General features: G+C 75.8%; 5 protein-coding genes. All 5 read left to right on the top strand.

Annotation, left to right across the window (positions count from 1 at the left end; genetic code table 11):
- The first annotated feature begins 129 nt into the window (after positions 1–129).
- The 5 genes from ACIRS1_RS14040 to ACIRS1_RS14020 all read left to right on the top strand — a co-directional run bounded on the left by ACIRS1_RS14040 (position 130) and on the right by ACIRS1_RS14020 (position 13,773).
- Positions 130–1,122 carry an asparagine synthetase A gene (locus ACIRS1_RS14040; RefSeq protein ID WP_402839235.1) on the top strand — a complete coding sequence of 331 codons (993 nt, stop codon included), beginning with the start codon at positions 130–132 and terminating at the stop codon, positions 1,120–1,122.
- On the top strand, positions 1,119–2,507 hold the full coding sequence (locus tag ACIRS1_RS14035) for a glutamate synthase-related protein (RefSeq protein ID WP_402839234.1): 1,389 nt from the start codon (positions 1,119–1,121) through the stop codon (positions 2,505–2,507). The genes ACIRS1_RS14040 and ACIRS1_RS14035 overlap by 4 nt, the downstream gene beginning before the upstream one ends.
- A 137-nt stretch (positions 2,508–2,644) precedes the next feature.
- Positions 2,645–7,486 carry an amino acid adenylation domain-containing protein gene (locus ACIRS1_RS14030; RefSeq protein WP_402839232.1) on the top strand — a complete coding sequence of 1,614 codons (4,842 nt, stop codon included), beginning with the start codon at positions 2,645–2,647 and terminating at the stop codon, positions 7,484–7,486.
- Between the two features lie 32 nt (positions 7,487–7,518).
- Entirely contained in the window at positions 7,519–11,967 is a 4,449-nt protein-coding gene (locus ACIRS1_RS14025) for an amino acid adenylation domain-containing protein (protein WP_402839231.1), read from the top strand.
- Positions 11,968–11,976: 9 nt separating this feature from the next.
- On the top strand, positions 11,977–13,773 hold the full coding sequence (locus tag ACIRS1_RS14020; protein ID WP_402839229.1) for a non-ribosomal peptide synthetase: 1,797 nt from the start codon (positions 11,977–11,979) through the stop codon (positions 13,771–13,773).
- The last annotated feature ends 4 nt before the right edge of the window (positions 13,774–13,777 follow it).

Raw genomic sequence — 13,777 nt, 5'->3', positions numbered from 1 at the left:
GCTCACCACGGCCCGACCACGGCCCGCGCCCTTCCCCGGCCCCCGCCCCTCCCCGGGCGCGCCGCGCCGGGCCTCCCATCACCCAGCACCCGCACGCCCACCGACCCCCGCGAGAAGAGGACCCCGACCATGCCCGACGCCACGCCCCTGCCCCCGACCGACCCGGGCCGGCACCTGACCGCGCCGACCACCCGGAGCGCGCTCCGCGTCCAGCAGCAACTGCTGGTCTCTGCCCGCGAGTTCCTGCGCGGCCGCGGCTTCACCGAGCTGCTGCCGCCGATCATCGGCCCGGTCACCGACCCCGGTGCGCGCGGCTCCAAGCAGGTGGACATCGACTTCTACGGCCACCGCTACAAGCTGATGACCAGCGCGATCCTGTACAAGCAGGCCTCGCTGCTCGCCTTCGACAAGATCTTCTGCATCGCCCCGAACGTCCGGCTGGAACCGCTGGAGACCGCCGGGACGAACCGGCACCTGGCCGAGTTCCACCAGCTCGACGTGGAGGTCGCCGGCGCGAGCCGGGACGAGGTCGTCCAGCTGGCCGAGGAGCTGGTGGTGCACATGGTGGACGGCGCGGTGCGCGAGCTGCCCAAGGAGTTCGCCGAACTCGGCCGCGACCCGCAGGCGTTCGCCGAACTCCTGCAGGGCTCCTTCGGCCGGCTCCGGCACGCGGAGGCCGTCGAGGAACTGCGCGGGATCGGGCACCCGCAGAGCGCCGAGGCCGAACTCGACTGGGAGGGCGAGGCCCTGCTGTCGGCCCGGCGGGACCGGCCGTTCTTCGTCACCGACTACCCGAAGGGGTCACGCGGCTTCTACGACCGGGAGCACCCGGACGACCCGGGCCTGCTGCGCAACTTCGACCTGCTCGCGCCGGAGGGCTACGGCGAGCTGTGCAGCGGCAGCCAGCGCACCAACGACTACGCGGAGATCATCACCCGGATGCGGGAGACCGGTGAGAACCCGCAGAAGTACCGCTGGTACCTGGACCTGGTGCGCGAGGGCGTGCCGGCCAGCGCCGGCTTCGGCATCGGCGTCGAGCGGTTCACCCGCTACGTCGCCGGGCTGGACGCCGTCTGGCAGGCCAGCGCCTTCCCCAAGGTCGCCGGGGTGGTGTCGCCGTGACCGCGCCGAGCGAGACCCTCGCCGAGCCGGGCGGGCGAACGCCCGCCCCCGCAGCGCCGCCCGCCCCCGCCGGGCAGCCCGGCACCGCCGGTCCGGGCGGCGCGGACACCGAGCGGGACCTCAGCGCACCGGGGTTCCCGGAGCAGGAGGTCCGGCGCCGAGCCCGGGCCGGGGCGGCCGCCGCCTTCCCGCCCGCCGAGGACTACGGCCGGGTGCTGTTCGGAGCCGGCCGGCCCGGGCCGGCGGACGGGGCGGCGGCGGAGCCCGACGCACTGGACGCGCTGCGGATCGTCCCGCCGCTGTTCCTGCCGAAGCGGCTCGCCAAGCTGATCGACCTCGGCCGGGAGCCGGACTACCGGGACGTCGAACTCGCCACCCCCATCGGCGGGTTCGCCTCCTCCCTGCCGGTCTACGTCTCCGCGACGGGCTCCACCCGGGCCGCCGGCGGCGACGTCGGGCTGGCGCTGAGCCGGCAGGCCGGGGCGCTCGGGATCCCGATGGTGATCGGCGAGAACGTGGTGCCGGTCAACGGCTACGGCCGGCTCGGCGAGGCGGCCGACCGCACGCTGCTCGGCCGGCTGCGCGCCTACGCCGAGGAACTCCCGGACGGGCTCGGCGGCGTGGCCGTCCAGCAGAGCACCGAGGACGCCGACGCCGAGGTGTGGAACCTCGTGCACAGCGATCCGGCCGCGCTGCCGCTGCTGGAGTCCGGCCGGCTGGCCTTCGAGCTGAAGGTCGGCCAGGGCGCGAAGCCGGGCCTGGGCGGAATGACCGTGCTCGACGCCGCGGCCGCCGCGGCGCTCGGCGACCGCTTCGGGCTGGACCCGTTGTTCGGCGACGGCCGGGTGCTGCGCTCGGCGACCCCCGGCACCTTCACCGCGGAGATCCTGCGCCAGCAGATCCGGCTGATGCGCAACAACTACCCCCGGGTGCGGATCTGGGTGAAGCTCTACCCCGGCCGGGACGTGGCCGAGGCCGCCCGGGTGGCGCACGAGGCCGGGGCGGACGCCGTCGTGGTGGACGGCGCGGAGGGCGGCACGGGCTGGGCGCCCGGGGTGTTCCTGCCGCACGTCGGGCTGCCGCTCGCGGAGTGCCTGCGCCGGCTGGCCCCCGCGCCGCCGCCCTCCCTGCTGGTCTCCGGGCGGATCTGGGAGGGCGCCCGGGCGGTCAAGAGCCTGGCGCTGGGGGCCCGCGCGGTGGGCCTCGGGCGTGCGGCGCTGATCGCCGCCGCGGAGGACCGGGAATCCGGGCTCCGCCGTTTCGCGGAATGCCTGGCGCTGGAACTCCGACTGCTGATCAGCGCGCTCGGGAAATACGCTCCGGAGGACCTGGAGCGGGAGGACGTGTGGTCCCCCGCGGATTTCCCGGAAACCCCGAACCGGTAGTTCCTGCCGCACGTCCTGCCTGTTCGGGAGGCAGCACCAGGAAACTGCCGATTTCCCTCCGCTCATTCTGCCGATAGGGCCACGACATTCCCCCTATCGTCGTTCTCGTCGCCGAACATTCTCACGATCTGGGGTGGATGATGTCCTCACGCGGATTCCCTGCCGAATTCACCGCACACAAACTCGCGGACGGTGGACCGGCGGAAGCCGGATGCACGGAGACCGGATTCACGGAGACCGGGTTCGCGGAAGCCGGATTCGCGCCCTTCGCCGCCGCCGTCCGACGCTTCCCGGAGCGGCCGGCCGTCCGGACCGGCGGCCGGACGATCAGCTACCGGGAGCTGGACGGCCTGATCGCCGCCCTCGCGGCCCGGCTCGCCCCCGGGCGGACGGTCGCCGTCTCCGGCCGGGACCGGCTGGACCACGTGGTCGGGCTGCTGGCGGTCCTGCGGGCCGGCGGCACCTACCTGCCGCTGGACCGGAAGGCCCCGGAGGACCGCAACCGCTGGATCGCCGAGGACGCCGGCGCCTCGCTCGTCCTCGACGGCGAGGAGCCGACCGGGCGCGCCGGGGCCGGTGAGGCGTCCGGGCCCGGGCGCCCGGCGGCGGGCGGCGCCGGCTACGTCATCTACACCTCCGGCACCACCGGCCGCCCCAAGGGCGTGCACGTGCCGCTCGCCGCGCTGACCGGCCACCTGGCGGCCGTGGTCGACACCTTCGGGCTCACCGAGCGCGACGTCGTCCTGCAGTTCGCCCGCCCGACCGTGGACGTGGCCGTGGAGCAGGTGCTCGGCGCGCTGTCCGTCGGCGCCTGCCTGGTCCTCCCGGAGGACGGGCTGCTCGCCCCGACCGCGCTGGCCGACCTGCTGGACTCCGAGGGCGTCACCGTCGCCAACCTGGCCGCCGGCTACTTCGGCGACGTGGTCGCGGCCCTCGGGGGCCGGGCGCCGCGCACCCTGCGGCTGATGATCTCGGGCAGCGACAAGCTGGAGCCCGCGACCGCCGCCGCCTGGTGGGATGCGACGGGGGTGCCGTTGCTGAACGCGTACGGGCCGACCGAGACGGTCGTCACCGCCACCACTCACCGGCTGGCGGGAGAGGAGCCGCAGGCCCTGGTCCCGATCGGTGACGCGGTCGGCGCGCGCCGGCTGTACGTCCTGGACGAGCGGCTGCGGCCGGTGCCGCCCGGCACGGCCGGCGAACTGTACGTCGGCGGGCCGCTGCTGGCCTCCGGCTACCTGGGGCGCCCCGGCCTCACCGCCGAGCGCTTCGTCGCCGACCCGTTCGCGGCGGCCGTCGCGCAGGAGCCCGTCGAGCCGCCCGCCGGAGCACCCGCCGACGCCGCCACCGGCCGCGCCGGCGCCCGGATGTACCGCACGGGGGACCTGGTGCGCCGCACCGTCGAGGACGGGCCGCTGGAGTTCCTCGGGCGCAGCGACCACCAGGTGAAGATCCGCGGCTTCCGGGTCGAGCCCGGTGAGATCGAGCAGGTGCTGGCCGGGCACCCCGGCGTCACCGGCAGCGTCGTGGTGGCGCACGAGGGCCGGCTGGCCGCCTACGCGACCGGCGAGGTGCCGGGGTACGCCGAGCTCCGCGCCTGGCTGGCCGAGCGGCTGCCCGAGCACATGGTCCCGGCGACGGTCACCGCGCTGGAGGCGTTCCCGCTGACGGCCGGCGGCAAGGTCGACCGCGGGGCGCTGCCGGAGCCGCAGACCGTGCCCGAGGGCAAGCCGGTCGGCCGGCCGCCGCGCACCCCCGCCGAGCAGCTGATCGCGGCGGTCTGGGCGGACGTGCTCGGCGTGCCCGAGGTGGGCGCCGACGACAACTTCTTCCACCTGGGCGGCGATTCGCTGACCGCCGTGCGGGTGGTCGGCCGCGTCTTCGACGTCTTCGGCATGGTGTCGCCGTACACCATCTTCGACGCGCCGACGCTGGCCGAGTTCGCCGCCGCGGTGAGCTCCGCGGCCGGCGGCGAGCGCCCGGCGCTGGAGCGCTCGGGCGCCACCGAGGCCCCGCTGTCCAAGTTCCAGCGCGGCCTCTGGTTCCTCGACCAGTGGAACCCGGACGCCCCGACCTACGTGGTGCCCTGGGTGTTCCGCTTCTCGGGGCCGGTCGAGCCCGAGCTGCTGCGGCGGGCGCTGGAGGGGGTGGTGGCGCGGCACGAGAGCCTGCGGACGACCTTCGAGCTCGCCGAGGACGGCCCGCGCCAGGTCGTCCACCCGGCGGTGGAGCTGCCGTTCACGCTCACCGAGACCACCGCGGACCGGGTGGACGACCTGGTCGCCGAGGCCGCCCTGGAACCCTTCGACCTCGCGCGGGGCCCGCTGCTGCGGGCCCGGGTCTTCCGCGCCGACGGCGCGACGACCCTGCTGCTGCTCCTCCACCACATCGTCTGGGACGAGGGCTCGCTGCCCGTGCTGGAGGCCGAACTCCAGGAGCTGTACGCCGCCCTGGCCGAGGACCGGCCCGCCGAGCTCCCGGACCTCGCCGTCCAGTACGGCGACTACGCGGCCTGGCAGTACCGGGACGACATCGCGGAACGCCAGCTCGACTACTGGCGGGAGACCCTGCACGACGCGCCGACCGCCCCGGCGCTGGTGCCGGACCGCCCCCGGCCCGAGGAGCAGGCCTTCCGCGGCGCCTTCCACCGGTTCACCATGCCGGGCCCGGTGGCCGAGTCCGTCCGGGCGCTCGCCCGGAGCGAGGACGCCACCCCGTTCATGGTGCTGCTCGCCGGGCTGGCCCTCACCCTGCAACGCCGCTCCGGGCAGCGCGACCTGGTGCTCGGCTCGCCGGTGAACGTCCGCGGCCGGGCCGAACTCGACGGCCTGATCGGCTACTTCGTCAACCTGCTGCCGCTGCGGCTGACCGTCGAGGAGGGTGTCTCCTTCCGCGAGCTGGTCCGGCACGTGCGGGAGGTGTCGATCGGCGGCTACCGCCACCAGGAGGTGCCCTTCGACGACATCGCCAACGCGGTGCTCGACGAGCGCCCCGAGGACCGCAACCCGCTCTGCCAGGTGCTGCTGGAGCTGCACCCGCTGGACTCCCGGCCGTTCACCGTCGGCGGGCACGCCGTGACCCGCGCCCTGCACTCCAACCCGGTCTCCCGCTTCGACCTGTCGGTCTCGGTGGACGACCGCGGCACCGGGTTCACCGGCCGCTTCGAGTACGACAGCGACCTCTTCGACGCCGCCACCATGGCCGGCCTGTGCGAGGAGTGGCTGGGCACCCTGGCCGCCGCCGTCGAGGTGCCGGTGCACGCCCTGTTCGAGGCGCAGGCCGCCCGCGCGCCCCGGGCCACCGCCCTGGTCTCCGGCGAGCGGACCGTCACCTACGGCGAGTTGAACGCCTCGGCGAACCGGCTGGCCCGTCACCTGGCGGGCCGGGGCATCGGCCGCGGCGACACCGTCGCGGTGCTGGCCGAGCGCGGACCGGACCTCGTCACGGCGCTGCTCGCCGCGCTCAAGACCGGCGCCGCCTACACCCTGCTCGACCCGGACTTCCCGGCCGAGCGGCTGGCCGGCGCGGTCGCCGACACCGGCGCCGCCACCGTGATCACCCACCGGAACGGACCGGTGCCGTTCGCCGTGCCGAACCGGGTCGACCTGGACGCCTCGGCCGCCGAACTGGCCCGGTACGCCCCGCACGACCTCGGCCTGCCGGTGGACGGCGCCGACCTCGCCTGCGTGATGTTCACCTCCGGCTCCACCGGACGCCCCAAGGCGACGGCCGTCCCGCACCGCGCCCTCACCACCACCTACCTCGGCCAGGACTACGCCCGCTTCGGGCCGGACGAGGTCTGGCTGCAGTGCTCGCCGGTCTCCTGGGACGCCTTCGCGCTGGAGCTCTACGGCGCGCTCTGCTTCGGCGCCGTCTGCGTCCTGCAGCCCGGGCAGCGGCCGGAGCCGCAGACCATCGCCGAACTGACCCGCCGCCACGGCGTCACCCAGCTCCAGCTCTCCGCGAGCCTGTTCAACTTCCTGCTGGAGGAGTTCCCGGAGACCTACGACGGCCTCGGGCTGGCCATCACGGCCGGTGAGCGGGCCTCCGTCACCCATGTGGCCAAGGCCCTGGAGAACCACCCGGGCCTGGCGGTCGCCAACGGCTACGGCCCGGTCGAGAGCCTCGGCCTGACCACCTGCCACCAGGTCGGCCCGGAGGACGTCACCGGCGCCTCCGTCCCGATCGGCAGGGCGCTGAACGGCAAGGGCGTCCTCGTCCTGGACGAACTGCTGCGCCCGGTCGAGCCCGGGGTGACCGGCGAACTGTACGCCTCCGGCGGCGGACTCGCGTACGGCTACCTCGGCCGGCCCGGCCTGACCGCGGAGCGCTTCGTCGCCTCCCCGTTCGGCGCCCCCGGCGAACGCCTCTACCGCACCGGCGACCTCGGCCACGTCGGCGCCGACGGCCTGCTGGAGGTCACCGGCCGGATCGACGACCAGGTCAAGATCCGCGGCTTCCGGGTCGAGCCGGGCGAGATCGAGGACGCGCTCACCCGCCACCCGGCCGTCCGGGAGGCCGCCGTCACCGTCCACGAGCCCGCCCCGGGCGACCGCCGCCTCGCCGCCTACATCACCGTCGGCGCCGGCGCGCCCGGCCCGGACGCCCTGCTCGACCACCTGGCCGGCCTGCTGCCCGAGCACATGGTGCCCGCCACCCTCGACGTCCTGGACGCGCTGCCGCTCAACCACAACGGGAAGGTGGACCGCCGGGCGCTGCCCGCCCCCGCCGGGCGCCGGGCCGCCGCCACCGAGCCGCTGACCGGGGCCGAACGGCTGGTCGCCGACGCGATGCGCGAGGTGCTCGACCTCGCCGAGGTGGGCCGGGAGGACAACTTCTTCCGGATCGGCGGCAACTCGCTGGCCGCCGTCCGGGTCGCGATGCGGCTGTCCCGGGAGACCGGCACCCGCGTCCCCCCGCAACTGGTGTTCCGGGCCCGGACCGTGAGCGCCATCGCCGAACGCCTGGCCGCCCGATGACGGGCCGGACCGCACACGAAGGGAACGAGGCCGTGAGCCCGTCCGACCACCCGGAGCGCACCGCGCCCGTCTCGGGGCTGCAGCGCGGCCTCTGGTTCCTCGACCGCCTCGACCCGCAGGCCGTCACCTACTGCACCCCCTGGACGGTGGACGTCACCGGCCCGCTCGACCTGCCGCTGCTCCAGGGCGCGCTGGACGCGGTGGTGGCCCGGCAGGAGGCGCTGCGCACCACCTTCGCGCTGCACCCCGACGGGCCGCGCCAGCAGGTGCACCCCGCCCTCGCCGTCCCGCTCGCGGTGACCGACCTGCGGGCCGCCGGCCCGCGGCAGGCCGAGCACCTGGAGGAGCTGCTCGCGGCCCGCTGCGCCGAGCCCTTCGACCTGGCCACCGGCCCGCTGCTGCGCGCCGAGGCCTTCCGGCTCGCCGACGAGCGCACCACGCTGCTTTTCACCGTGCACCACATCGTCTGGGACGGCTGGTCGGCGGAGGTCTTCGGGCGCGAGCTGGCCGAGCTGTACGGCGCCGCCGTGGCGGGCCGGGAGGCCGTGCTGCCGGAGCTGACCGTGCAGTGCGCCGACCACGCCGAGGAGCTGCTCGGCACCTCGTACGAGGAGCACCTGACCCACTGGAAGGAGCAGCTGGACGGCGCGCCCCCGCTGCTGGAACTGCCCACCGACCGGCCCCGTCCGACCGAGCGCGGCGCGGCCGGACGGACCGAGGCGTTCGGCCTCGCCCCCGGCACGGCGGCCCGGGTGCGCGCCCTGGCCGAGCAGGAGGGCGTCACCCCGTTCACCGTCCAGCTGGCCGCCTTCGCCCTGCTGCTGAACCGCTGGACCGGCGCCGACGACCTGGTCATCGGCACCCCGGTCACCACCCGCGACCGCCCCGAACTGGAGCACCTGCTCGGCTACTTCGTCAACCTGCTGCCGCTGCGCCTGCGGCTCGCGCCGGCGATGGGCTTCCGCAGCCTGCTGGAGCACGTCCAGGACGTCGCCTTCGAGGCCTACGGCTACCTCGACGTGCCCTTCGACCAGCTGGTCGACCACCTCGGCGCCCCCCGCAGCGCGCAGCACCCGCCACTGGTCCAGGTGGTGTTCGGGGCCCACAGCGAGGACCGCACCCCGCTCGCGCTCGGCCCGGCCACCGCCGAGACCCGGGTGCGTTCCAACGGCACCAGCAAGTTCGACCTCACCTGGTCCGTCTTCGACGGCGGCGACGCCGACGGCGGTGACGGCGAGCTGCGCGGGGAGGCCGAGTACCGCAGCGAGCTGTTCGACCCGGAGACCGTCCGGCGCCTCGCCACCGAGTTCGACGCCCTGCTCACCGCGGCCCTGGACGAACCCGACGCCACCGTGCTGCGGCTGACCACCCGCGGCGCCGACGCCCCCCGGGCCACCGACACCCCCGGCCACTGCCTGCACCACCTGTTCGAACGGGCCGCCGACGCCCACCCCGACCGGCCCGCCGTCAGCGACCCCGACCGCACCCTGGACTACGCCGAGCTCGACCGCCGGGCCAACCGCCTGGCGCACGCCCTGCGCGCCCGCGGGGCCGGCCCCGGCGACCGGATCGGCATGCTGCTGGACCGCACCGCCGACGTCCTGGTCACCGTCCTCGGCGTGCTGAAGACCGGCGCCGCGTACGTGCCCGTCGACCTGGCCGCCCCGGCCGGCCGCGCCGCGCTGGTCTTCGACGACGCGGACGTCACCCTCGTCGTCACCGACCGACCGGACCGCGTGCCGGAAGGCCCCTGGCAGGCCTACGACCTGACCGCCGAGGCCGCCGACCTGGCCGCCCGGCCGGACACCCGCCCGCCCGCCGCCGGCCGCCCCGGCGACGTCGCCTACATCATCTTCACCTCCGGCTCCACCGGCCGCCCCAAGGGCGTCGCCGTCGCCCACGAGCACGTCAGCCGCCTCATGGCGGACGGCGCGGAGCACTTCGGGTTCGGCCCGGAGGAGACCTGGACGCTCTTCCACAGCTACGCCTTCGACTGGACGGTCTGGGAGATGTGGGGCGCCCTGCTGCACGGCGCCCGCCTGGTCGTCGTCCCCTACGTGACCAGCCGCTCGCCCGAGGAGTTCGCCCAGCTGCTGGAGGAGGAGCGGGTCTCCTTCCTCTGCCTCACCCCCTCGGCGCTGCGCCAGCTGGAGCCCGTGCTGCGCCGCAGCCCGCGCGACCTGTCCGCACTGAAGTGGATCATGCTCGGCGGGGAGGCCCTGGACCCGGCCGTCGTCCAGCGCTGGTTCGAACTCGACCCGCCCCCGCCGGCCCGGCTCTGCAACCTGTACGGCATCACCGAGACCACCGTCCACGTCACCACCCACGACCTGGCCGGCAGCACCGGCTTCGAGCGCAGCCTGATCGGCGCGCCCATGCCGCACCTGACCGCGCAGGTCCTCGACGACTGGCTGCGGCCGGCGCCGCCCGGCGCCGCCGGCGAGCTGTACATCGGCGGCGGCAGCCTCGCCCACGGCTACTGGGGCCGCCCCGGCCTCACCGCCGGCCGCTTCGTCGCCGACCCGTACGGCCCGCCCGGGGCCCGGCTCTACCGCACCGGAGACGTCGCCCGCCGACTGCCCGACGGCGGACTCGAGTACATCGGGCGCGCCGACTTCCAGGTCAAGCTGCGCGGCTTCCGGATCGAGCTCGGCGAGATCGAGAACGCGCTCGCCGCCCACCCGGACGTCGACGCCTGCGTCGTCACCGTGCACGAGGACCGGCTCGCCGCGTACGTCACCGGGCGCGAGCCCGCCGACGTCCGCGCCTTCCTCGGCCGCACCCTGCCGCCGTACATGGTCCCGGCGAGCTACACCGTGCTGGAGTCGCTGCCGCTCACCGTCAACGGCAAGGTGGACCGCGCCGCGCTGCCCGCCCCCGGCCAGCGCAGCACCGCCGCCGGCGGCCACCACGTCGAGCCGCGCACCCCGGAGGAGGAGGCCTTCGCCGCCGTCTGGACGGAGGTCCTCGGCGTGGACGGCATCGGCGTCCACGACGACTTCTTCCACCTCGGCGGCGACTCCATCCGGGCCGTCCAGCTCGCCGGCGCGCTGCACGAGCGCGGCTGGGGGGTCACCCTGCGGGACGTCTTCAACGCCCCCACCGTCGCCGCCCTGCTGCCCCTTGCGCAGCCCGTCGAGGAGGACGCGGACGCCCGCGAGCCGTTCGCCCTGCTCACCCCGGAGGACCGCGCCGACCTGCCGCCCGGGCTCGCCGACGCCTACCCGATGGTGTCCATGCAGCTCTCCATGGTCTTCCACATGGAGATCGCCGGCGGCACCGACAGCTACCACAACGTCAACTCCTACCGGATCTCCGGCCACCTCGACGAACAGGCCTTCCGCCGCTCCGTCGCCGAGGCCATGGAACGCCACGCGGTGCTGCGCACCGGCCTCGACCTGTCCGGCTACGGCGAACCCCTGCAGCTCGTCCACGGCCGGCTGCCCGCCCCCGTCGACTTCGCCGACCTGCGCGGCGAACCCGACCAGGACGCGGCCGTCCGGGAGGTCTTCGACACCCACCGCCGGACCCCCTTCGACCTCACCGCCCCGCCGCTGTTCCGGATCACCGTGCAGCGCCTCGCCGAGGACGCCTTCCAGCTCACCGTCTCCGAGCACCACGCCATCCTGGACGGCTGGAGCTTCACCTCCCTGCTCACCGAGATCCTGGAACGCCACACCGCCCTCGCCGCCGACCCGCTCGGCGCCCCCACCCCGCCGCCGCGCACCGCCTTCCGCGACTTCGTGGCCGTCGAACGGCGGGCCGCCGGGGACGAGCAGTCGCTCGCCTACTGGCGCGACCGGCTCTCCGGCGCCAGCGGCCAGCTGTTCCCCGGCAGCGAGGACGTGCACGAGGCGCCGCGCACCGTCGAACGGGTCCTGCCCGAGGCGCCCGACCAGCTGCGGGAGGTCGCCGACGCGCTGGCCGTGCCGATCAAGTCGGTCGCGCTCGCCGCCCACCTGCACGCCCTCGCCGCCATGACCGGCCGGCGGCGCGTCACCACCGGCCTCGCCGTCAACGGCCGGCTGGAGCGGCTCGGCGGCACCGAGGTGTACGGGCTGTTCCTCAACACCGTCCCGCTCAGCTGCGAGCCCCCCGACGACCTGCTGGCCCTGGCCCGCGAGGTGCACCGGGAGGAGCTCGACATGATGCCGCACCGACGGGTGCCCTTCGCCCGCCTGGCCCGGCTGATGACCGACACCGCGCTGGACAGCCAGTTCGGCTACCTGCGCTTCCACGCCCTGGGCCGGCTCAGCTCGGCCCGCATCGTGGACGGCCGGATCGGCTGCGAGCCGACCCTGCGCCACGAGCCCAACAGCTTCGCCTTCGGCGCCTCGCTGATCCAGGACCCGGTCTCGCAGCGCGTGCTGCTCGCCGTCGACCACCAGCGGTCCCTGGTCACCGACACCGCCGCCGAGCAGTTCATCGACGCCTACACGGCAGCCCTGCACACCATGGCCACCGCGGCCCGAGAGTCCTGAGGAACCGTCATGACCGACCTGCTGCACCGCCTGCGCACCGCCGTCGCCGCTCACCCCGCGCGCACCGCCGTCCTCGCCCCCGCGGGGGAGACCGGCACCGCCCGCCTGGACTTCGCCGCCCTCGACCGCCGCACCGCCGCCCTGGCCCGCGCCCTGCGCGGGCTCGGCGTCGGCCGCGGCGACCGGGTCGGCGTCCACCTCCGCCGCACCGCCGACCTGCCGGTCGCGCTGCTCGCCGTCTGGCGGGCCGGCGCCGCCTACGTCCCGCTCGACCCGGCCTACCCGGCCGAGCGCCTCGCCTTCATGGCCTCCGACGCCCGGCTCGCCGCCCTGATCAGCGCCGACGGCCTCCCGGCCGCCCAGGGCGTGCCGGTGCTGCACCCCGACGCCGCCGCCGAGGACGGCCCCGAGCCGACCGCCGGCGACCTCCCCGGGCAGGTGAACCCGCTCGACCCGGCGTACGTCATCTACACCTCCGGCTCCACCGGCCGCCCCAAGGGCGTCGAGGTGTCCCGCGGCGCCGTCGCGGCCCTGGTGACCGCGCTGGAGGCCGCCGGCGCCTACCGCGCCGAGCCCGGCGTGGTCGGCTGGAACGCCAGCGTCTCCTTCGACGCCTCCGTCCAGCAGTGGGCCCGGATCTGCCGCGGCGACACCGTCCTGGTCATCGGCGACGAGCAGCGCGCCGACCCGGCCAGGACGGCCGCCCTGCTCGCCGAGCACGGCGTCACCGACCTCGACCTCACCCCCTCGCACTGGGAGCTGCTGCGCGAGCCGCTCGGCGGCGCCCGGGTGCCGCGGCTGTTCATGGGCGGCGAGGCCGTCCCCGAGCGCACCTGGCGCGAACTGGCCGACGGCGGCATCGACGCGCTCAACCTGTACGGGCCCACCGAGTGCACCGTCGACGCCGTCACCGCGCCGATCAGCGGCCCCGGCCCGCACCTCGGCGAGCCGCTGCCGGGCGTGCGCCTGCACCTGCTCGACGAGAAGCTAGCCCCGGTCGCCGACGGGGTCGTCGGCGAGGTCTACCTGGCCGGGCCCGGGCTCGCCCACGGCTACCTCGGCCGGCCCGGCCTGACCGCCGAACGCTTCGTCGCCTGCCCGTTCGCCGACCCGTCGGACGAACCCGGCTCCCGCATGTACCGCACCGGGGACCAGGCCCGGCGCGGCGAGGGCGGCCGGCTGGAGTACGTCGGCCGGGTGGACCGCCAGGTCAAGGTGCGCGGCTACCGGATCGAGCTCGGCGAGGTCGAGCACGCCCTGGCCGGGCTGGACGGCGTCCGGGCCGCCGCCGTCACCGTGCACGAGCCCGCCCCCGGCGACCGCAGGCTCGCCGGCTACGTCACCGGCGCCGTCACCGCCGCCGAGCTCACCGAGCGGCTGCGGGCCGCGGTGCCGGCCCACCTGGTGCCCTCGGTGATCACGGTGCTGGACGCCATGCCGCTCACCCCGAACGGCAAGGTCGACCTCGTGGCGCTGCCCGCCCCCGCGGCCGCCGCCGCGGAGCCGTCCGCCGCCGACGCCGGGGCCGAGGGGGCCGGGGGACTGGCGGAGCAGGTCGCCGAGGTCTGGAGCACCGTGCTCGGAGTGAGCGGCGTCCTGCCCACCGACGACTTCTTCTCCCTCGGCGGGCACTCCCTCGCCGCGCTGCGGGTCGTCCACCTGCTGCGCCGCCGGCTCGGCATCGAGCTCCAGCTGCGCCACCTGCTCGACTCGGCCGACCTGGCCGCCTTCACCGCCACCGTCGGGCGGGCCGTCGAGGCCGGCACCGCCGCGCCCCGCCCCGCCCTGACCGCCCGGGCCCGGTGAGCGG

Origin of the sequence: Kitasatospora sp. NPDC101176, from assembly GCF_044768035.1 — a bacterium.
Classification (GTDB): Bacteria; Actinomycetota; Actinomycetes; order Streptomycetales; family Streptomycetaceae; genus Kitasatospora.
Note: the sequence above shows the minus strand (reverse complement) of the source record. Positions and strands in the feature narration are given on the sequence as shown.

Bases quoted from the DNA above. Each gene is read 5' to 3' on its own strand.
- ACIRS1_RS14030 (WP_402839232.1), top strand. From the start codon at position 2,645: ATGATGTCCTCACGCGGATTCCCTGCCGAATTCACCGCACACAAACTC.
- ACIRS1_RS14020 (WP_402839229.1), top strand. From the start codon at position 11,977: ATGACCGACCTGCTGCACCGCCTGCGCACCGCCGTCGCCGCTCACCCC.
- ACIRS1_RS14040 (WP_402839235.1), top strand. From the start codon at position 130: ATGCCCGACGCCACGCCCCTGCCCCCGACCGACCCGGGCCGGCACCTG.